Origin of the sequence: uncultured Litoreibacter sp. (genome assembly GCF_947487515.1) — a bacterium.
In the GTDB taxonomy this organism is placed as follows: Bacteria; Pseudomonadota; Alphaproteobacteria; order Rhodobacterales; family Rhodobacteraceae; genus Litoreibacter.
This window is the reverse complement of the sequence record NZ_CANKWO010000002.1, coordinates 594,369-612,853: the sequence shown is the minus strand read 5'-3', so window position 1 is coordinate 612,853 and position 18,485 is coordinate 594,369. Positions and strand designations below refer to the sequence as shown.

The window sequence follows — 18,485 nt, the reverse complement described above, 5'->3', positions numbered from 1 at the left end:
TTAACGGAGGGTAAATGAACCGCAGATCCAACGAAGGCTGACCCAATTGACCCATTCAATCCCAACGGTTCTAGATGCCGACCTATGTGCCGGCTGCGGAGGATGCGCGGCCGTAGCACCTGACGCGGTGACTATGGGCCTGTCGGATAAAGGGTATGCGAGGCCAGAGTTCTCTAAAAGCCTGCGCCCTTCTCAGAAGCAAAGTTTGAAGAAGATTTGCCCTAGCGTGCGGCAATCGTGTGACCCTGACGGCCGGACGATCAACCCTGTTTGGGGGCCATTCGTGACATGTGAAACGGGGTTTTCGACGGACGAAACCCTGCGCAAGAAAGCAGCGTCCGGTGGCGCGCTTTCTGGGTTCGCCATCTCTTTGCTTGAGTCCCAAGAGGTTGATGGCGTGATCCATATCAAGGCTGATCCGTCCAACCCTTTGGCCAATGTCACCAGCGTCTCAACCAACGCCGAAGAGGTGCTGGCCGCGGCAGGATCACGCTATGCGCCCTCCAGCCCGTTGGATATTCTGAACACACTGAAGGGTGATGGCCGTCGGTATGCCTTCATTGGAAAACCTTGCGATGTTTCTGCCTTAAGGTCGCTGAGAAAACTGGATTCCGACGTGGCAGACATGGTGCCGGTCTTGATATCGTTCTTTTGCGCGGGGGTGCCTTCGTTGCATTCCTCACAGGATATTTTGGAAAAATTGGACGTGCTTCCCGATAGGGTCCTGCGCTTTCAACATCGCGGGGAGGGCTGGCCCGGATTGGCGACTGCGGTGCTGGACAACGGGAAGCAGCACACCATGAGCTACAGCCAAAGCTGGGGCAACATCCTGTCCAAAACAGTACAGCAGCGTTGCAAGCTTTGTGCAGATGGCAGTGGGGTTTTCGCAGATGTGGTCTTCGCCGATGCTTGGGAAACTGATGCGCAGGGCTATCCAAGTTTTGATGACCGTCCTGGGCAAAGTCTTATTTTGTGCCGGACGGATCTTGGCCGCAGACTTGTCGACGCGGCTGTGGCGGCGGGCCACCTCAGTGCGGCCCCCTATGAGGTGAATGAGCTAACCCGCATTCAGCCAGGGCAAACCAGACGGCGACGTGTTCTTGCCGCCAGACTTGCCGCCCTTCGGGTCTTGGGTCGCCCTGTCCCGCAGTATCGCGGGATGGGTGTTTGGACGATGGCGCGCCAAGCGTCATTTACTGAGATACTGCGAAACTTTGGAGGGATGTTGCGGCGCGCGTTGCGCCCATCTGTGAAAGAGGAGGGTGGGCAATGCTGAATGTAGGGCTGCTGTTTCACTCGTCCAATTCCGACAACTTAGGGGTCGGGGCGCTAACCATTAGTCAGATAGAAATCTTGCGCAGCATTTCGCAGGCCACCGGCATTGAGATCGCCATCACATTGTTCGACTGGGCGGGTACACGAACACCCTATGTACAAGGCGCGGACGTCTCAATTGTGCGGCTGACGGGGGAGGTCATGAAGGCTCCGCGACGGGTCATGAATATGTTCCGGCAATGTGATATGATGGTGGATATCGGAGCAGGAGACAGCTTTTCCGATATCTACGGAGCAAAACGGCTGAGCCGAATGATGTACCTTAAGTATCTGGTTCACATGTCGCGTTGCCCTGTGGTGCTTGCCCCACAAACATATGGGCCGTTCACGTCCAGACTTGTGCGGCCATTCGCGCGTGATCTGCTGAAACGTGCGGTCCTTGTTGCCGCGCGTGATGACCATTCAACGGCCGCTGTGCGACGCTTGGGGGTCACGCGGCCGGTGATTACCGCAAGTGACATAGCTTTGCAGTTGCCGGTCGAGGGCAATGTTCCGGTTTGGACGCGCCCCGTCATTGGTGTGAATGTCTCGGGTCTGTTGATGGCGGGTGGATATACGGGCCGAAATCAGTTCGATCTGCGTGCAGATTTTGTCGGGACCATGCACGAATTGATTGCTCAGTTGCTTGGATTGCCAGAACGCCCTGAGGTGGTGCTTGTCCCTCATGTGATCAGCCCGTCGATGCCGTCGGAAGACGATATGAACGCCGCACTTACCATTCAAAGTAGAATACCAGAGGTCACCGTCGCGCCTGCCTTCAAGTCCCCAAGCGCGGCCAAGGCGTTTATCTCCAGCTTGGACTTTTTCGTCGGTGCGCGCATGCATTCTTGTATCGCGGCGTTTTCCTCTGACGTGCCGGTGGTGCCGCTTGCATATAGCGACAAATTTGTGGGGCTGTTTGGGTCTTTGGGATTTGATGCAACCTTAGACTGCCGCACTCTTGGGTCGGAGGCGTTGGTGCAGTCGGTGCTCAGCGGGTTTCGAAATCGCGAAGCGTTGGCGCGGCAGGTGCAGATTGCCCGTATGATCGGAGAAGAGCGCTTGGGCGATTACATCGACGGCTTGACGCGGGTGATCGGCGAGGTGGCGCTGCACAAACGTACCGACGCCCAAGCGCAACTTGCGGTCGGGCATCGGTGGCGGGCGATGGATGAGCGGCTTTAACTCACTACCAAAGTGAAATTATCGCAGCCGCCGTCGTGTCGCTGTCGCGCACTTTGGTGGCGCGGATTGGCAGCATGCTGCCTGCGGGTACACCCTCAAATGTGACGATATCCCCATCAGCCATTTCAACAGAGAGCGCACCGGTTTGCCCGACATAGAGGGCACGACTGATGTGAGGTAGGTCGCTACCATCGCTCGGCACTACGGTGCTGGCGGATCGTGCGGGGGAAATCGGAGTGGTGGGAAAAGCAGAGAAATTATCCATGTGGTACCTGTCCTGACAAATAATGAAGTCGGCAGATGTTGTGACACAGATCGCATTAAGAATAGTTGAGGCCACCGTTCGCAGGTCGTGCTTAAACGCGGTGGTATGGTGACCCCGACAGGATAGATGCCGCGCGGTACAGTTGCTCGCTTAGCATCACGCGGGCAAGCATATGAGGCCACACCATTTTGCCAAGAGAGAGCGATGCGTCGGCTTGGTTGCGCAGCTCTTTGGTTAATCCGTCGGCTCCACCAATGATAAACGCCATGTCGCTGGTGCCTTGGTCGCGCCAGTTGCCCATCATGGTCGCGAACTCCGGCGACGTCATGACTTTTCCGCGTTCATCCATGGCGCAGACCTTTGCGCCCTTTGGGATGGCCCGCAGCAGCAGTTGGGCCTCGGCCACGGATCCGCCGCCTTTTTTGTCTTCCTGCTCGATGATCTGGGCGGGGCCCAATCCCAAGTTGCGGCCCGTGCGGTCGAATCGCTGAAGGTAGTCCTTGATCAGGTCAAATTCCGGCCCCGCCCGAAGGCGTCCGATGGCGCAGATCGTGACCTTCATGAGGTTACTCGGCGTCCGCGCCGCCGCCAGGCAGCCACATCTTTTCAAGCTGATAGAATTCGCGAACTTCTGGGCGGAAAATGTGAACAACCACATCGCCGGTATCAAGAAGAACCCAATCGCCTTGCGATTTGCCTTCCATCTTCCCATACCGCCCGAATTCCTGCTTGATCGTATCGGTCAACTTTTCAGCCAGAGAAGTGACCTGACGGGTAGAGCGACCAGAGCAAATCACCATGTAGTCGGCAATCTCAGAGCGCCCGCGCAGATCGACCTGCACCAGCTCTTCGGCTTTTTCCGATTCAAGGAACTCAACGATCCGCGCCAGCAGTTCTTCGCTGGTCCCTGGATCTTTTTTGGTGGCCGCTTTGGCCGGCGAGGTGGCGGCATTTGCGGCCACGTTTGAATGTTGAGACAGAGCTCAAACCTCCTGTGCAGGCGCCCGATGATAGGCGCGTCATGAGTATAAGATAGCAGTATGACGATAAAATCTCAATCCGCGCGCTTACAGGGCTGAAACAATTTGTTCAAGCCGTGGCACGGCTGTGCTGCGCCAAAACTAGTAAAAATAGGGGAAAGTGCTGCATTTTTGTCTGATTAACTATGAACCAAGTTTCCAAAGATACGTTCGGCATGCTCGGACAAATATATCTGCAACCATGCGGTGAACCGGTCGGGATGCTGTTCAACCTCCGCGGAGAGGTCGAAAACGCTGACCCATCTGACCTCCATAACCTCGTCGGGATTAAGCGACATTGCCAGCGTTTGAGGGGCTTCGGCGATAAAGACATCGACGACCTCATGCTCTGTCAGCCCCCCACCAACGTCCGCGTGGTACTCAAGTTGGTCGCGAAATATCGGGTCGAGACCAGTGATGCCCAGTTCGTCGTCCAACCGGCGGATCGCGCAGTCAAGCGGCGGCTCATCCCACAAAGGATGCGTGCAACAGGTGTTCGCCCATAGTCCTGGGGTGTGATATTTTGACAAAGCACGGCGCTGGATCAGCACCTTGTCGCGGTTCATTACAAACACAGATACTGCCTTGTGACGCAGACCGTCTTGGTGGACCTTCATTTTTTCCACCGGAGTTAAACTGCCGTCCACCCAAGCAGGGATCATGGTTTCGGTGCTCATGTGGGTTCTCCGTTGGCTGCGAGGGCTGTGCCACGTCCTAGCTCAAGCTCAATGATTTGGCGAGATGGCGACATTTTGCCCTGCTCACATAATTGTTTCATAATTGAGCAGCAATCTGTGGTTTATTCTTCTAGTATCGCGAAGACGAGATTCACTAAGAGGAAATATAGCCATGAAATTTGCGGCAATTGCAGTAATGACCACAGCCCTATTCGCAGCCCCTGCCTTCGCAGAGGGTGACGCTGCCAAAGGCGAGAAAACATTCAAGAAATGTAAGTCGTGTCACATGATTGCGGACGGGGATAACACCATTGCCAAAGGCGGCAAATCTGGCCCCAATCTGTTCGGCCTTCCGGGTCGTGTTGCTGGCACAGCAGACTTTAAATACAGCAAATCCGTAGTTGCCGCCGGAGAGCAAGGCATCGAATGGACAGAAGAAGAATTCGTTGAATGGCTGGCAGATCCAAAAGCTTGGGTGAAAGCCAAGCTGGACGACCCGAAAGCCAAATCGAAGATGTCCTTCAAGTTGAAAAAGGCCGAAGATGCGGCTGACATCTGGGCTTATCTGGTGTCGGTTAGCCCAGAAAGCTAATCACCCTCGAAGTATTCATATTTGCGGCGACCCAATTGGGTCGCCGTTTTTGTTAGCAGCTTTGTAGATCCTCAAGCTTCGTTTGCTCCAGCACCTCTGACCACGGCATTTCTTTGATCATTGGAACAAAGGCTCTGTCGGGGGTTGTTCGTATGAAAATGTTCACGACCCCGTCAGGCTGCGGCCCATCCCCCGTTTTGCACCCGTTAAGGCCCACGCTGAAGGAGCCTTGCGTCGCGTCTTTATCCGCCTCGCCCCAGCCCAAAATCAGGGATTGTTGTTGTCTCAACGTTTCCAAATCACGGGGGGCAACTTGGTAAATCGTTCTGTTACTGCCTTCGGAGCGGGCCAGAAGCGGGTACCTGCGATCGGTGGTTTGGCCGGTCTTTGTTTGCTTTGCTGATAACTGGATAAAGGCGGCGCCGTCGGGAAGTTTGACGCCCTCGGGCAGCTCTAATGCCACCGCTAGATGTGCGGGGTCTGTTTCCAACGGGGAGAGTGTCATCAGCTGGACCACGGCCATGGGCGACAGGCTTCCGCAGGCGCAAAGGCACAAAACTAGGGGCCATATCATCTTCATCTTACATTCCTTGCTAAATTAATAATTTACTGTAAAACGATAAAAAATGATTCTAAAAGGGAAAAGCAATGCTCAACCGATTTTCTATATCCCAGCTGGCGCGGCTTCTGGGTTTTGCGACACTGGTCATCATGGCCCTGATGGTTCTTGGAATTGTTTACTTCTTCATCGATGTCGAAGCCGGACGCGCTGTTTTGCTGCGCGACGCGCCAGAAATTGCAGGCAGTAGCGTTCTCAGCAGCGGCACTATCCGTTCGATGTTGATTGTTGGCTTGGCCTCGGTTGCGGTTCAAATATACCTTTTGTGGCAGGCCCATATTCTGTTCGGGCTTTATGCGCGAAGATCATTTCTTTCGCGCGACAGCGCCCACACCATCCGCAATCTTGGATTGGGCTTGCTGTTTCTTCCTGTTGTGCGCTTTGTTCAGGAACCGATCTGGTCCATCTTGATGACTATGAACAGGGAGGATATTTCCCTGTCTATTGGCATCTCATCGGACGGGATCGGCTATCTGATTGGTGGGGTTTTGATGTTGTTGATTGGCCTTGCGATGGTTGAGGCCACACAGGCCGCAGAAGAAAACAGGGGCTTTGTGTGATGGAGATAGTTGTTCGGCTTGATGTCATGCTGGCTTTGCGGAAGATGCGCTCGCGTGAGCTTGCCGATCGTGTGGGGATAACCGAGCAAAACATCTCCTTGCTGAAGTCCGGCAAGGTAAAGGGCATTCGCTTCGAGACTTTGGCAAAGATTTGCGAAGCGCTGGAGTGCCAACCTGGAGACCTGATCGAAGCGGTAGCCGTCCCATCAGGTGCCGACTAACGCCACGACGATCTAGTCCCCGTCCAGCATTTTGACTTCTCGTTGCGGGAAGGGAATGGAAATTTCGTGCTCTTGGAATGTATCCCAGAGGGCCAGATATACGTTCCCACGAATGTTGGTCAAACCTTGGGTGGGGTCCCTGATCCAGAACCGCAATATGTAATCTACAGAGCTATCCCCAAAACCAACGATGTGACAAACGGGGGCCTTGAACGCCAGCACCCGATCCACGCTTTTCGCCGCGTCTATCGCCAGCTTTCGAACTTGGTGGGGGTCGTCACCATATGCGGTGCCAAAGAAAATATCGAGCCGCACGAAGTCGTCGGAATGCGACCAGTTTACAACTTGATTGGTGATCAGGTCTTCGTTCGGGATCAGATATTCCTTGCCGTCACGCGTGACAACAGAAGCATACCGCGCCCCAAGGGTGTTGATCCAGCCGAAGGTCTCCCCCAACGATATCACATCTCCGGGTTTGATCGACTTATCGAGCAGAATAATAACCCCCGACACGAGGTTCGAAACCACCTTCTGCAGACCAAAACCAAGACCCACACCAATGGCGCCCGAAAGCACGGCCAATCCGGTCAGGTCAATGCCAATGGCCTTCACCCCGATGTAGAATGCGATGCCGTAGACGCCGATCTGAAGCACCTTGATGATCAAAACCCGCATGGACGGAGAGATGTCTTCGTTTGTTTGGATGCGGTTTGATGTCGTGGTGGTGAAAAAGCGCGCGAAGGCGATTAACACGCCTAGAATAACCACGGCTTGGACGATCAATAGCAGCGATATGCGAAACTCGCCTGCCTCTAGCGACGCGCGGTCCAACAAGGTCGCCGCGTCGTTCTTTAGGCCCAGCACATGCAGCGCTACGTAGATCCATGCGCCATATCGTACGAACAGCCTAAGAAACTTGGATCGGATCAGCCTTGTGGCAAACACCACGACGATCCATGCGGTAGCTAAGGTTGCGATGATGCCAAGAATGTAGGATCGGCTGGGCCATGTAATCTCGCGCATGAGGGCGACGGCGGCCCACAAAAGCAAAACAAAGAAAATGGGCCTTAGCCGTTGATGCACCACAACAAGGATGCGCATGCGCCACTTGGGCCACCCTTCGCGCGTTGCCATCCACCCGCGAATATGTGGCCCTAGCACCGATCTCAGCAAATGCGCGGCGCCCCACAGAGCCAAAGCAATGGCAATTTGATAGGCATTCCATGGCCGCAACATAGCCGTCACGAATGCTTCCGACTGCGCTATGAACGATTGTCCGAGGTCCACCAATTCGGTGACGGGTTGCGCTGCGCTATCTGGCACAAGTCCGGGCGTGGCTTCCGCGGTCCCTGCCGCATCCTCGGCCACTTTTTCTAGTGTAACGCTGTTCCCGTCGTGGTTTGCCATCGTGTTCTTTTCATATGCTTCGGTGAATCCTTGCATGTGAGGATGAAACCCGCAACCTCTGGACCTTGCGAGACTCAGCTAGCGTGTGTATCTGCAGTGCTATGACACTCGTGTTTGACATCGACGACCGCGCAAGGCTGCGCGAACGCTTTTACGGCGCGACCTTTTCGGTACTCGCGCGACTATAGTTGCGCGCTGTCTGTCTGCCTATCACACTCATCTAATACGGGAGAGGACCATCATGTCCCCCAAGACGCTTTACGACAAAATCTGGGATGCTCATGTCGCCCATGAAGCCGAGGACGGCACCTGCCTTCTTTATATCGACCGTCATTTGGTTCACGAAGTGACCAGCCCGCAGGCGTTTGAAGGCCTGCGCATGGCGGGTCGTTCGGTGCATGCGCCTGACAAAACAATCGCTGTTCCAGATCACAACGTCCCCACCACGCTGGACCGCGCCAACGCAACAACCATGACCGAGGACAGCCGCATTCAGGTTGAAGCCCTCGACAAGAACGCCAAGGAATTTGGCCTGCATTACTACCCAGTGTCCGACGTGCGCCAAGGTATCGTGCACATCGTGGGCCCAGAGCAGGGTTGGACCCTTCCCGGCATGACGGTTGTGTGCGGCGACAGCCACACCGCGACACATGGCGCGTTCGGCTCACTTGCCCACGGCATCGGCACATCCGAGGTTGAACACGTTCTGGCCACGCAAACGCTGATCCAGAAGAAGTCGCTGAACATGAAGGTGGAAATCACCGGTAAGTTGAAGCCGGGTGTAACCGCTAAGGACATCACCATGTCCGTTATTGGTGAAACTGGCACGGCTGGTGGCACTGGCTACGTGATCGAATATTGCGGCGAAGCGATCCGTGATTTGTCGATGGAAGGCCGGATGACCGTCTGCAACATGGCGATTGAAGGCGGCGCACGTGCTGGCCTGATCGCGCCCGATGAGACAACATACGAATACTGCATGGGTCGTCCTCACGCGCCGAAAGGTGCCGCTTGGGAAGCTGCTTTGGCCTATTGGAAAACACTGTTCACCGACGAAGGTGCGCATTTCGACAAGGTCATCACCCTGAAAGGTGAAGACATCGCCCCATCGGTGACATGGGGTACATCCCCAGAAGACGTTCTGCCAATCACAGCACTTGTGCCTTCGCCGACCGAATACGAAGGCGGCAAGGTCGAAGCGGTTCAGCGCTCCCTCGACTATATGGGTCTGACCGCCGGTGAGCCGTTGACCGGCATTGAGATCGACACGGTCTTTATCGGCTCTTGCACCAACGGCCGCATCGAAGACTTGCGGGCCGCAGCCGAGATCTTGAAGGGCAAGAAGGTCAAAGAAGGTTTGCGGGCGATGATCGTTCCTGGCTCTGGCTTGGTACGTGCGCAGGCGGAAGAAGAAGGCTTGGCCGACATCTTTAAAGATGCGGGCTTTGAATGGCGTCTTGCAGGCTGTTCCATGTGTCTGGCGATGAACCCCGATCAGTTGGCGGAAGGTGAGCGTTGCGCGTCCACCTCCAACCGGAACTTCGAGGGGCGTCAGGGCTACAAGGGACGGACCCACTTGGTTTCGCCGGGAATGGCGGCGGCCGCAGCAATCACCGGTAAACTGACCGACGTTCGGGAGATGATGTAATGGATAAGTTTGAAACACTCACAGGCATCGCGGCTCCTATGCCCTTGGTCAACATCGACACCGATATGATCATCCCGAAGCAGTTTTTGAAAACCATCAAGCGCTCTGGCCTTGGGGTGAACCTGTTTGATGAGATGCGTTTCGATCGCCAAGGCAACGAAATTGCTGACTTCGTGCTGAACAAGCCTCAATACCGCGAGGCCGAGATTCTGATCGCCGGTGACAATTTCGGCTGTGGCTCTTCTCGCGAGCATGCGCCATGGGCCATCAAAGATTTCGGCATCCGCTGCGTTGTGGCGCCTAGCTATGCAGACATCTTCTATAACAACTGCTTCAAGAACGGTATTTTACCGATTGTTTTGCCGCAGGAGCAGGTGGACGTGTTGATGAAAGATGCCGAGAAAGGGTCTAACGCACGCATGTCGGTGGATTTGGAAGCACAAACCATCACAACATCCGACGGAGAGACATTCAGCTTCGAGGTGGACAGCTTCAAGAAGCACTGCCTGATGAATGGCTTGGATGACATCGGCCTAACAATGGAAAAGGTCGACAGCGTGAAGGCGTTTGAAGCCAAAGCCAGCGCGGAGCGCCCTTGGGTCTAATCGCCTAGCATACCAAATAGAACGGCCAGCCCTGACACCTCGGGGCTGGCCGTTTTCATTTTATAGACCCAACTGCGTAGAGATCAGATCGATCACTTGCGCGTGGATTGCGGCGCGGTTGGCACCTTGTGGGTCGGTGCAGACAGGATCATCCCCTTCTTCCTTCAAGATTGCAGGCCCAGCCGGCTTGCACAAAGGCAGCAGGCTAAAGTGATAGGCAGGCGCAATCCGCACCACCTTGGCCTCTACCATCAGATCCGCAAGTCCACTGGCGTCGAAATCCGTCGCGACCAAACGATCTTTCCCTTCACCCAGCCCGATCATCAAAGTGTCAGCGTCCAAATCCGCAACATTCTTGGGGCTGAACCCATGGTGTAGCGCGGGGTCCATCGCCGCCACATGGGTGATCCGCGCATCCTTATAGGACGCGTCCCACAACTCGGCGTCCATCTGCGCAAAGCTCACGTCTGCTTCACGCAAGTCGGCGCAATGGGACGACGCGTCTTGCTGTACCTCGCATTCGGTGATCTCGCCTTCCAAATTCGCGGTCACACCGCCCAATGAAAGCGCGGTCCAGCCGCCGTAGGAAAAACCCGCCGCCATAATGCGGGACGCGTCGATACGACCCGCGAATTCCGGATCATCCATCAGCTTGTCCAAGGCGCGCGACATGTCCCGTGCGCGTGTCCAATGCTTCAACCCCCGACGCATATCAAAGTCAAAGGTGGAACTGGCAGGGTGGTTTAAGCTTACAACCAATGCCCCTTGCGACGCGAGATTCGCCGCAAGCCATGACATCGATCTCCAGTTCCCGCCAAGCCCGTGTGACAGTAAAATCACCGGCAGTTTTTCTGCCTGCGACAGTAACCCATCCATTCGCACATCTATCCCGTGGAAAACGGCATTCTCTGCGACGCGGGTAACCTCTCCGCCGCTGACCGAGGGGTACCAGATGACCGCCGGTACCGGCTTGCCGTGGTGTTCGGCTTGATAGGTGAAATCGCGCATTGCGACGTTTGTATCGGCAGACGCCATTGCGGGGATTAGCGAGGCAGCGGCCAAAAGTGCGATCTGTTTCATGTCGAAGTTCCTCAATTTGTGACGTGACTGAAACTCTGATGCGAAAAAACGGTCTTTCCCGCGTCCCAAAACCGGTTTTAGGTCGAGCAGAACGCGATCTAGGACTAGCAAGGGGGCGAAAGGACCAATTGATATGCCCGTTTTTCCCATCCCGTTGTTCGGAAGCTTTGTTCTGGGTTTTTTATTTCTGAAACTCGTTGTGGAAGGCCGCGGGCGTAACTTTATCGCGGTACTTGTGCTGCAAGCCGCTGTTCAGAGCCTCATCATCGCGCTGGCGCAGCACTATGGCGTCGGCTGGGCGCGTTTGCTGCAACCGATTACTGCCGCCGCAATTCCGCCGCTGGCTTGGGTCGCGTTCGAGACATCGGCAGTGCGCAGGTTCAGCCTTCAGCGCCATTTGCCCCACGCATTGGTTCCGGCGTTTGTGGCGTTCTGCGTCGTGTTTGCGCGCGCCCCATTGGATGCGCTGATTCCGGCTGCGTTTGTTGGCTATGGCGGGGCAATTCTATTTGTTTCCATGCGCGGGGCGGATGGTTTGCCCAACGCGCGGTTGTCGGCTGGCAATCTTCCGGTATGGATTTGGCGCGGAATTGGACTGTCGCTGATCCTGTCGGCGTTTGGGGATGCCATGATCTTGGTTGCGCAGATTATGGGGTATGGTGGGTGGCAGGCTTGGATCATCTCTGTGTCGTCGTCTGGGATGCTATTGATGCTTGGGGGGATCAGCCTATCTACAAGTTTATGGCCATCGGAGGCGGAGGAAGATCAAGCTCAGGATCAAAAACCCACGACTGATCCGGAGGAAGACGCGAAGATCATGGCCCGCCTAGATGTGCTAATGACTGGGCAAAAATTGTATCTAGATCCTGACCTTACTTTGAATCAAATTGCGCGTAGATTGACCCTGCCGATCAAAGCGGTTTCTGCTGCAGTGAACCGCACAACGGGCGAGAATGTGTCGCGCTATATCAATACCCGTCGTGTGGAAGTGGCCTGCATCGCCTTGAAAAACGGGGAAAACGTGACCTCTGCCATGTTGTCTGCGGGCTTTAACACCAAGTCCAACTTCAATCGGGAATTCTTGCGGATCAAACAAGCAGCGCCAAGCGTATGGCTTAAGCAGCAATAAGGTTTCAGGGTTAACTATTAACCAATTCATCGCACTTCATTTTTAGCCATGCCCACAATTGTGACATGGTTCGCGCTAGATATTGGGTTCAGCAACAGTCCTCTGCCTAGATGCGCGATAGGTCATTTTTCACTGACACAAGAATACCACGGAATCATCCAATAAATTCCCCCAGTCTTATCAGATGGTTGAAGGACGTAATGAAACTAGGCAAAACTGAGGCGAAAATGAGGCACCTTTCGGCAGAAGCCAAGGGATCATCCATCTGGGACAGGGTTCGGCAAAGCATCGGGCCCGCTCGGGTTGAGGGGTTTATCGACGTGGTATCACGCCTAACAGGCGCGGTCGCCCGAGCAATGTTTGCTGTGCTGTTGATTTGCACACCATCTCTTTTGCTACCGGGAATGACGCAGGACACGACACAGATGGTCGTCTTGATCGGTCTCTTTGCGGGCCTGATCACGCTCATCGAGTACGGCTCCACCTATCCTTGCCTTATCGAATTCCGCAATGCGCCGCCCTTCAACCGCGTGCGTTTCTTGTCGCTTTTCGTCACCGTATTTTTGCTTTCGATCATCTTCCGAGGCATGTACGAGCCGACAACGCTGACCCGTTTTGTCCACGCTGTTGGCCATCTGATTGGCCATGTGATTGATTTTCCATATAGTCCGGTCCGGTTGATTATGCTGATGGTGCCTGATCAAACGAATATGGAACATATGAACCTGATGCGCGCGGCTGTGGGGCTTAGCTACTTGGTGTCATTGCTGACTTTGGCTGTGTTCTTGATCGTGTTGCGCGTCTTGGGATGGCCAAATCGGACACAAGCTTTCAACTTTTGGACCAATCTGCCGACTTTCGACCCCACCATGGGGGGCGATGTAGTGACACGTTTGAACCGCGATGCGCGCTTTAACATTGCGTTAGGGTTCTTCCTGCCATTCTTGACGCCAGCCGTGGCGCGTTCTGCTTCGGGGCTGTTTGACGCGTCGATGATGAATTCGCCGCAAACTCTGGTTTGGATGATCGCCATATGGGCTTTCCTTCCCGCAAGCTTGTTCATGCGCGGAATTGCAATGAACCGTATTGCCGACATGATCGACGAGAAGCGAATGCGCGGCGCGCGCGCGGTTGCGGCTGGATTGCTGCCTGCCTAAGCCTTTGGCTGCTGGCCGCCATGCCGGTGGCCGCGGATACCTACCGCATTCTAACCTATAACACCGGCCTGTCCCGCGATGGGCCTGGGTTGCTCGTCCGAGACCTTCTGAAAGATGAACCCGATCCGGATCTCTTGCGCATTGCCGAGCTTCGACCGGATGTTGCGGTGCTTCAAAACGTAGACTTCGACCATGATCAGGTCGCGGTAAAGCTGATCCAAAAGCGGCTAAGGACGCTGGGCCACGAAATGCCCCATGCGTTCACCGCCCGCCCAAACACCGGCATTGATAGTGGCTTCGACTTAGATCGAAATGGCAAGTTGGGGCAGCCACGCGACATGCTTGGCTATGGCCGTTTCGCAGGGCAAGGAGGGATGTTGCTGCTGTCGCGATTTCCGCTTGCGGATGATGTCATCGACCTAAGCGGGCTTTTGTGGCGAGACGAGGAGCCGACAACTTTACCAAAGGAGAACTACTTCTCCGAGGGGGCTTTGGGCGTCCTGCCTTTGCATTCGGTCGCGGCATGGGATGTAGGCATTAGGATGCCTGGCGGGCCGCTTCGGGTGTTGATGTCCCATGCGTCCACCCCCGTTTTTGATGGGCCGGAAGATCGAAACGGATTGCGCAACGCCGCGGAGCTACAGTTTTGGCATCGCTACATTGCACAGCCGCATCTTCGCGATATGCACCTCATACTGGCTGGAACCTTGAACAACGACCCGATTGCAGGCGAAGGTCTCAAGCCGCCGTTGATCAATTTGCTTAGTCATCGCGGGCTTCAAGACCCCTCGCCAAAAAGGCCCGACGGTCAACTTGAGACGGCGCAATGGGCGTCGGGCTTGGCGCTTAGGGTCGATTACATCCTTCCGTCACCCCACTTAGGAGTGCGTGCAGCAGGGATCGAACAAGCGCCGTTTACCGAAAGGGGAACGCGGCATTTTCCCGTTTGGATTGACGTGGCTTGGCAATGAGGCAGCGATCGCATCGTGCAGGGGCGTCGGGACGAAATCAGGGAGTATCTCGCTCAGATGATCGGATGCGATACGATGCGGACGGTCCCAAAGATACTGTGTTTCGCGCCGTGATTTTGCTGTCGGCCAGAAGGCGCGCGCCAAGGTCAAAGGCCACCAAGGCATTTGGCGAAGCGCGTAATTCTGCCCGCTTGCCTGTTCCAATGCATGGGACAATTCGCGTGCTGTTATTGTGTATCCCGGAAAATTCATCTCAAAAAATTCTGGCAGCTCTGATGCTTTGTCGCACAGCATAACGGCAACATCCGCGAGGTCTTGCAAGAAAGCCCAAGCGTGCGGAGCGTCCAACTGACCGGGGTAGTCCACCACGCCTTTGTGCAGCTTGGCGGTAATGACCTTGTGGTACCAAGTTTTGCTTGGTGCCGCGTCGATGAAATCTCCCGCGCGTAGGATGATCGTCTTTACACCTGCGTCGCGGTACGCCCGCTCGGTGGTTTCACGGAAGTGCCCCAACGGGCCGGTTGGGCGGCGAGGGGTGGATTCGCGCACTTCGACCGGCAGGTCTGTGCCGTAGTTGTAAAGGCTACCCGGGATCAGGACAGTCGCACCGGTATCTTTTGCCGTTTCGATCAGTTGATCCGTGAGGGTTGGCATCTGTTGCGCCCAATCGGGGTGCTCTGGCGTGCAAGCGTTCACAATTGCATCCACCCCCCACGCTGCATCACACAGCGATCCGCGGTCGTGATCGAACCGCGTCACATTCCAGTTTGCCCATGAAAACGCGGCGACGGCATTGCGGCCAAATTGCCCGTTTGCGCCTAGGATGAGTACAGATTTTGTCATGGGACGGTCTCCTGAACTGAGGTTCCCCAGCGTCGCTCAGTCATCAGTGAAATGAAATTGCCAAAAAACGAAGGTCTGGTATTCATTTATGAATGGAACGCATTGATCAGTTTGATTGGACCTTCATACAGGCATTTTTGGCGGTGGTTGCCGAAGGGTCTCTGACGGGTGCTGCGCGTGCAGTCGGGGTGAGCCAGCCGACCCTTGGTCGGCAGATCAAGGCCATGGAGGAGCAGCTTGGAATCGTGCTGTTCATCCGCCAAGCAAAAGGGTTTCGCCTGACCGCAGAAGGCGAGGCATTGCTGCCGCACGCAAACGCAATGAAGTCCGCGGCATCGGGATTGTCGACGGTGGCCGCGGGTCATGACACCACTCTCAAAGGGACGGTGCGCATAACCGCCAGCGAATTTTCCGCGATGTTTACGCTTCCGCCGATCATTGCGCGCCTTCGGTTGAAATACCCCGACATTCAGGTTGAGCTGAACTCGACCGACGTCACAGAAAACTTGTTGTACCGCGAAGCAGATATTGCTGTGCGAATGCACCGGCCAACCCAATTGGAGGTAATCACCAAAAGACTTGGGATGATGAGGTTGGGCTTCTTTGCCTCCAAAGACTATCTTGATCGACGGGGTCGGCCAGAAACTGTTTCTGAGCTTATGGAGCACGATCTTTTGGGGTTTGACCGCTCGGAGCGGTTCATTCGCGGGGCTGCCAATGTGGGCTGGAAGCTTACACGAGAGGACTTTGCCTTCCGGTGCGACAGCCAGATCGTCCAATGCGAGATGATCCGCGCAGGCGGTGGTGTCGGGGTTATGGCCTGTGCGCTTGCCAGCACGTTTCCCGAGGTCGAAGAGGTCATGCCGCACTTCATCGTTCCAAGTTTGGAGATCTGGTTGAGTACACATGAGGCCCTTCGGCATACACCGCGGGTTGCAGCTGTCTGGAAGGTTCTGGAGGAAGGATTAACGCCTGCATTGTCGCAAGACACCGCGATCCCAGTGATGGATTCCCCTTCGTAACCTTGACCCCATTGGCCGTGCGCGATACCTCGCTGGGGACCCTTTTTTGACGGAGCGTATCCCATGTCCAACCCATCCATCCTGATCCTGCCGGGCGACGGCATTGGCCCCGAAGTTATGGCGCAAGTTACGCGTATCATCGACTGGTTTGGTGAGAAGCGTGATCTGACATTTGATGTCGAAACCGACCTTGTGGGCGGGGCGGCCTACGACAAGCACGGCGTGCCTTTGGCGGACGAGACGATGGCCCGCGCGATGGAAGTTGATGCGGTTCTGTTGGGCGCTGTTGGCGGCCCTAAATATGACGATCTGGATTTTTCGGTAAAGCCGGAACGCGGCTTGCTGCGCCTTCGCAAAGAAATGGACCTGTTTTCCAACCTGCGTCCTGCGCAGTGTTTTGACGCTTTGGCTGATTTTTCGTCGCTGAAGAAAGACATCGTATCCGGCCTTGATATCATGATCGTGCGCGAATTGACCTCTGGTGTCTACTTTGGAGAGCCGCGCGGCATCCACAAAGAGGGCAACGAGCGCGTCGGCGTGAACACCCAACGCTACACTGAAACCGAAATCGCGCGTGTGGCCCGTTCGGCATTTGAGTTGGCGCGCAAGCGTGGCAACAAAGTGTGTTCGATGGAGAAAGCCAACGTCATGGAGTCTGGCATCTTGTGGCGGGACGTTGTGACTGAAATTCACGAAGCAGAATACCCAGACGTAGAGCTGTCGCACATGTATGCGGACAATGGCGCCATGCAGCTGGTGCGCGCGCCCAAGCAGTTCGACGTGATCGTGACCGACAACCTGTTTGGTGATGTTTTGTCCGATTGCGCGGCGATGCTGACCGGGTCTCTTGGCATGTTGCCGTCTGCGTCGCTGGGCTTGCCCAATGCGGAAGGGCGCCCGAAGGCCATGTACGAACCCGTTCACGGGTCTGCGCCGGACATCACCGGCCAAGGCAAGGCAAACCCGATTGCCTGCATTCTGAGCTTTGCTATGGCCCTGCGCTATTCCTTTGATCAAGGTGACGAGGCAACACGCTTGGAGAAAGCGATTGAAAAAGTCCTCAGCGATGGTGCGCGTACAGCCGATCTGATGGGCCCTGAAGGGGGCACGCCAATTTCCACCACGCAGATGGGTGATGTGATTTTGGAGGCGCTTGACGCCAGCCTGTAGGAGCAAGCAGATGACCCCGAATGTAAAAGGCGCATTGCTTGCCCTCGTGGCATTCGGGGTTTTCTCGACCCATGACGTTGTCATCAAAGTGTTGGGCGGGGCGTATTCACCCGTTCAAATCGTCTTCTTCTCGGTGTTGTTCAGCTTTCCACTGGCCACGCTTTGGTTGTTGCGCGACACGACCAGCGGCACACTTATTCCGCGCCATCCCTATTGGATGATTGCCCGCACCATTGCGGCAGTGGTGACAGGGTTTTCGGCGTTCTATGCCTTTTCCGTGCTGCCCTTGGCGCAGGTATATGCAATCATCTTTGCCTCTCCTTTGTTGATCACGGTGCTGGCGATCCCGATCTTGGGAGAGGAAGTCCGGCTGCGTCGCTGGATCGCGGTTTTGGTCGGTCTATGCGGGGTTCTGGTGGTATTGCGACCAGGCGAGACAGAGCTTGGCTTAGGGCATTTGGCGGCATTGGCCTGCGCGGTTGGTGGGGCGTTCGCGTCGGTCATCGTGCGCAAAATCGGGCGTGATGAGCGGACGGTCGTCATCATGCTGTACCCGATGATGGCCAACTTTCTGGTGATGGGCGCTCTATTGCCCACGGTATATGTTCCCATGCCGATAGAAGACATCGGGCGCATTGCGATTGTTGCTGTTTTTGCGTGGACGGCGGGGCGGTTTTTGATCGGGGCCTATAACACCGGCGAGGCCGTGATCGTCGCGCCCATGCAATACAGTCAAATCCTGTGGGCGACGGTATACGGGGCGTTCTTTTTCAACGAATATCCCGATATTGGCACGCTAATAGGATCAGCGATTATCATCGGAAGCGGGCTGTATATTGTGTTGCGCGAAAGCAAGTCTGTGACATCCACGACGCCGGTTCTTCGGACACGGTCGCGGCCGGAAACGGGGACATCCCCTCGGATCAGCCCGTTTTTGTGGCCGCTTCATCCGCGCAAGAAGGGAAAATAGCCTGAGGCACAGACCAGAATGTCGCCGGATT

The 18,485-nt window shown here is 55.5% G+C and carries 21 protein-coding genes; 13 read left to right on the top strand and 8 right to left on the bottom strand.

Annotated elements, in window-relative coordinates; translation table 11 throughout:
• The first annotated feature begins 46 nt into the window (after positions 1 to 46).
• Together Q0746_RS08660 and Q0746_RS08655 are read left to right on the top strand one after the other, a co-directional pair.
• Positions 47 to 1,276, top strand: a complete 1,230-nt coding sequence (locus tag Q0746_RS08660; RefSeq protein ID WP_298259258.1) for a Coenzyme F420 hydrogenase/dehydrogenase, beta subunit C-terminal domain — start codon at positions 47 to 49, stop codon at positions 1,274 to 1,276.
• Positions 1,270 to 2,499 (top strand): polysaccharide pyruvyl transferase family protein, encoded by a 1,230-nt coding sequence (locus tag Q0746_RS08655; RefSeq protein WP_298259256.1) that lies wholly within the window; start codon positions 1,270 to 1,272, stop codon positions 2,497 to 2,499. The genes Q0746_RS08660 and Q0746_RS08655 overlap by 7 nt, the downstream gene beginning before the upstream one ends.
• A gap of 4 nt (positions 2,500 to 2,503) precedes the next feature.
• Here Q0746_RS08655 and Q0746_RS08650 read toward each other — a convergent pair whose 3' ends face one another.
• The 4 genes from Q0746_RS08650 to idi all read right to left on the bottom strand — a co-directional run bounded on the left by Q0746_RS08650 (position 2,504) and on the right by idi (position 4,460).
• Entirely contained in the window at positions 2,504 to 2,764 is a 261-nt protein-coding gene (locus tag Q0746_RS08650) for a hypothetical protein (RefSeq protein ID WP_298259254.1), read from the bottom strand.
• A gap of 91 nt (positions 2,765 to 2,855) precedes the next feature.
• On the bottom strand, positions 2,856 to 3,326 hold the full coding sequence (gene rlmH / locus Q0746_RS08645) for a 23S rRNA (pseudouridine(1915)-N(3))-methyltransferase RlmH (RefSeq protein WP_298259252.1): 471 nt from the start codon (positions 3,324 to 3,326) through the stop codon (positions 2,856 to 2,858).
• Positions 3,327 to 3,330: 4 nt separating this feature from the next.
• Positions 3,331 to 3,726, bottom strand: a complete 396-nt coding sequence (gene rsfS, locus Q0746_RS08640; RefSeq protein ID WP_298259250.1) for a ribosome silencing factor — start codon at positions 3,724 to 3,726, stop codon at positions 3,331 to 3,333.
• Positions 3,727 to 3,923: 197 nt separating this feature from the next.
• The gene (idi, locus tag Q0746_RS08635; RefSeq protein WP_298259247.1) at positions 3,924 to 4,460 is read right to left on the bottom strand and encodes an isopentenyl-diphosphate Delta-isomerase; all 537 of its coding nucleotides are present in this window, start codon (positions 4,458 to 4,460) and stop codon (positions 3,924 to 3,926) included.
• A gap of 172 nt (positions 4,461 to 4,632) precedes the next feature.
• Here idi and Q0746_RS08630 point away from each other — a divergent pair, with 172 nt between their 5' ends.
• On the top strand, positions 4,633 to 5,052 hold the full coding sequence (locus tag Q0746_RS08630; protein WP_298259246.1) for a c-type cytochrome: 420 nt from the start codon (positions 4,633 to 4,635) through the stop codon (positions 5,050 to 5,052).
• 52 nt (positions 5,053 to 5,104) lie between these two features.
• On the opposite strand, the gene Q0746_RS08625 is transcribed toward Q0746_RS08630, so the two are convergent.
• Positions 5,105 to 5,632: a hypothetical protein gene (locus tag Q0746_RS08625; RefSeq protein WP_298259243.1), complete on the bottom strand. Its 528-nt coding sequence runs from the start codon at positions 5,630 to 5,632 to the stop codon at positions 5,105 to 5,107.
• A 68-nt stretch (positions 5,633 to 5,700) separates the two neighbouring features.
• Here Q0746_RS08625 and Q0746_RS08620 point away from each other — a divergent pair, with 68 nt between their 5' ends.
• On the top strand, positions 5,701 to 6,231 hold the full coding sequence (locus Q0746_RS08620; protein WP_298259241.1) for a DUF2975 domain-containing protein: 531 nt from the start codon (positions 5,701 to 5,703) through the stop codon (positions 6,229 to 6,231).
• Entirely contained in the window at positions 6,231 to 6,452 is a 222-nt protein-coding gene (locus Q0746_RS08615) for a helix-turn-helix transcriptional regulator (RefSeq protein ID WP_298259240.1), read from the top strand. Before Q0746_RS08620 ends, Q0746_RS08615 begins: the two co-directional genes overlap by 1 nt.
• 12 nt (positions 6,453 to 6,464) lie before the next feature.
• Here the strand turns inward: Q0746_RS08615 and Q0746_RS08610 are convergent, their stop codons facing one another.
• Positions 6,465 to 7,895, bottom strand: coding sequence for a mechanosensitive ion channel domain-containing protein (locus Q0746_RS08610; protein WP_298259238.1), 1,431 nt, complete (start codon positions 7,893 to 7,895; stop codon positions 6,465 to 6,467).
• 205 nt (positions 7,896 to 8,100) lie between these two features.
• Between Q0746_RS08610 and leuC the strand changes: the two genes are divergently transcribed.
• Positions 8,101 to 9,507: a 3-isopropylmalate dehydratase large subunit gene (gene leuC, locus Q0746_RS08605; RefSeq protein WP_298259236.1), complete on the top strand. Its 1,407-nt coding sequence runs from the start codon at positions 8,101 to 8,103 to the stop codon at positions 9,505 to 9,507.
• Positions 9,507 to 10,112, top strand: a complete 606-nt coding sequence (leuD, locus tag Q0746_RS08600; protein ID WP_298259234.1) for a 3-isopropylmalate dehydratase small subunit — start codon at positions 9,507 to 9,509, stop codon at positions 10,110 to 10,112. The genes leuC and leuD overlap by 1 nt, the downstream gene beginning before the upstream one ends.
• A gap of 60 nt (positions 10,113 to 10,172) precedes the next feature.
• Here leuD and Q0746_RS08595 read toward each other — a convergent pair whose 3' ends face one another.
• On the bottom strand, positions 10,173 to 11,192 hold the full coding sequence (locus Q0746_RS08595) for a hypothetical protein (protein ID WP_298259232.1): 1,020 nt from the start codon (positions 11,190 to 11,192) through the stop codon (positions 10,173 to 10,175).
• A gap of 133 nt (positions 11,193 to 11,325) precedes the next feature.
• Here Q0746_RS08595 and Q0746_RS08590 point away from each other — a divergent pair, with 133 nt between their 5' ends.
• The 3 genes from Q0746_RS08590 to Q0746_RS08580 all read left to right on the top strand — a co-directional run bounded on the left by Q0746_RS08590 (position 11,326) and on the right by Q0746_RS08580 (position 14,449).
• Positions 11,326 to 12,321, top strand: coding sequence for a helix-turn-helix domain-containing protein (locus Q0746_RS08590; protein ID WP_298259230.1), 996 nt, complete (start codon positions 11,326 to 11,328; stop codon positions 12,319 to 12,321).
• Positions 12,322 to 12,548: 227 nt separating this feature from the next.
• The gene (locus tag Q0746_RS08585; protein ID WP_298259228.1) at positions 12,549 to 13,478 is read left to right on the top strand and encodes a hypothetical protein; all 930 of its coding nucleotides are present in this window, start codon (positions 12,549 to 12,551) and stop codon (positions 13,476 to 13,478) included.
• Between the two features lie 20 nt (positions 13,479 to 13,498).
• A complete protein-coding gene (locus tag Q0746_RS08580) occupies positions 13,499 to 14,449 on the top strand; it encodes an endonuclease/exonuclease/phosphatase family protein (protein ID WP_298259226.1) in 951 nt (316 codons plus the stop codon).
• Here the strand turns inward: Q0746_RS08580 and Q0746_RS08575 are convergent.
• Positions 14,357 to 15,292: an NAD-dependent epimerase/dehydratase family protein gene (locus Q0746_RS08575; protein ID WP_298259224.1), complete on the bottom strand. Its 936-nt coding sequence runs from the start codon at positions 15,290 to 15,292 to the stop codon at positions 14,357 to 14,359. The genes Q0746_RS08580 and Q0746_RS08575 overlap by 93 nt on opposite strands.
• Positions 15,293 to 15,384: 92 nt before the next feature.
• Between Q0746_RS08575 and Q0746_RS08570 the strand changes: the two genes are divergently transcribed.
• The 3 genes from Q0746_RS08570 (at position 15,385) to Q0746_RS08560 (ending at position 18,454) form a co-directional block, all read left to right on the top strand.
• Positions 15,385 to 16,314: a LysR family transcriptional regulator gene (locus tag Q0746_RS08570; RefSeq protein WP_298259222.1), complete on the top strand. Its 930-nt coding sequence runs from the start codon at positions 15,385 to 15,387 to the stop codon at positions 16,312 to 16,314.
• A 63-nt stretch (positions 16,315 to 16,377) separates the two neighbouring features.
• Positions 16,378 to 17,484, top strand: coding sequence for a 3-isopropylmalate dehydrogenase (gene leuB / locus Q0746_RS08565; RefSeq protein WP_298259220.1), 1,107 nt, complete (start codon positions 16,378 to 16,380; stop codon positions 17,482 to 17,484).
• A gap of 10 nt (positions 17,485 to 17,494) precedes the next feature.
• Positions 17,495 to 18,454 carry a DMT family transporter gene (locus tag Q0746_RS08560; RefSeq protein WP_298259218.1) on the top strand — a complete coding sequence of 320 codons (960 nt, stop codon included), beginning with the start codon at positions 17,495 to 17,497 and terminating at the stop codon, positions 18,452 to 18,454.
• Positions 18,455 to 18,485 lie beyond the last annotated feature (31 nt).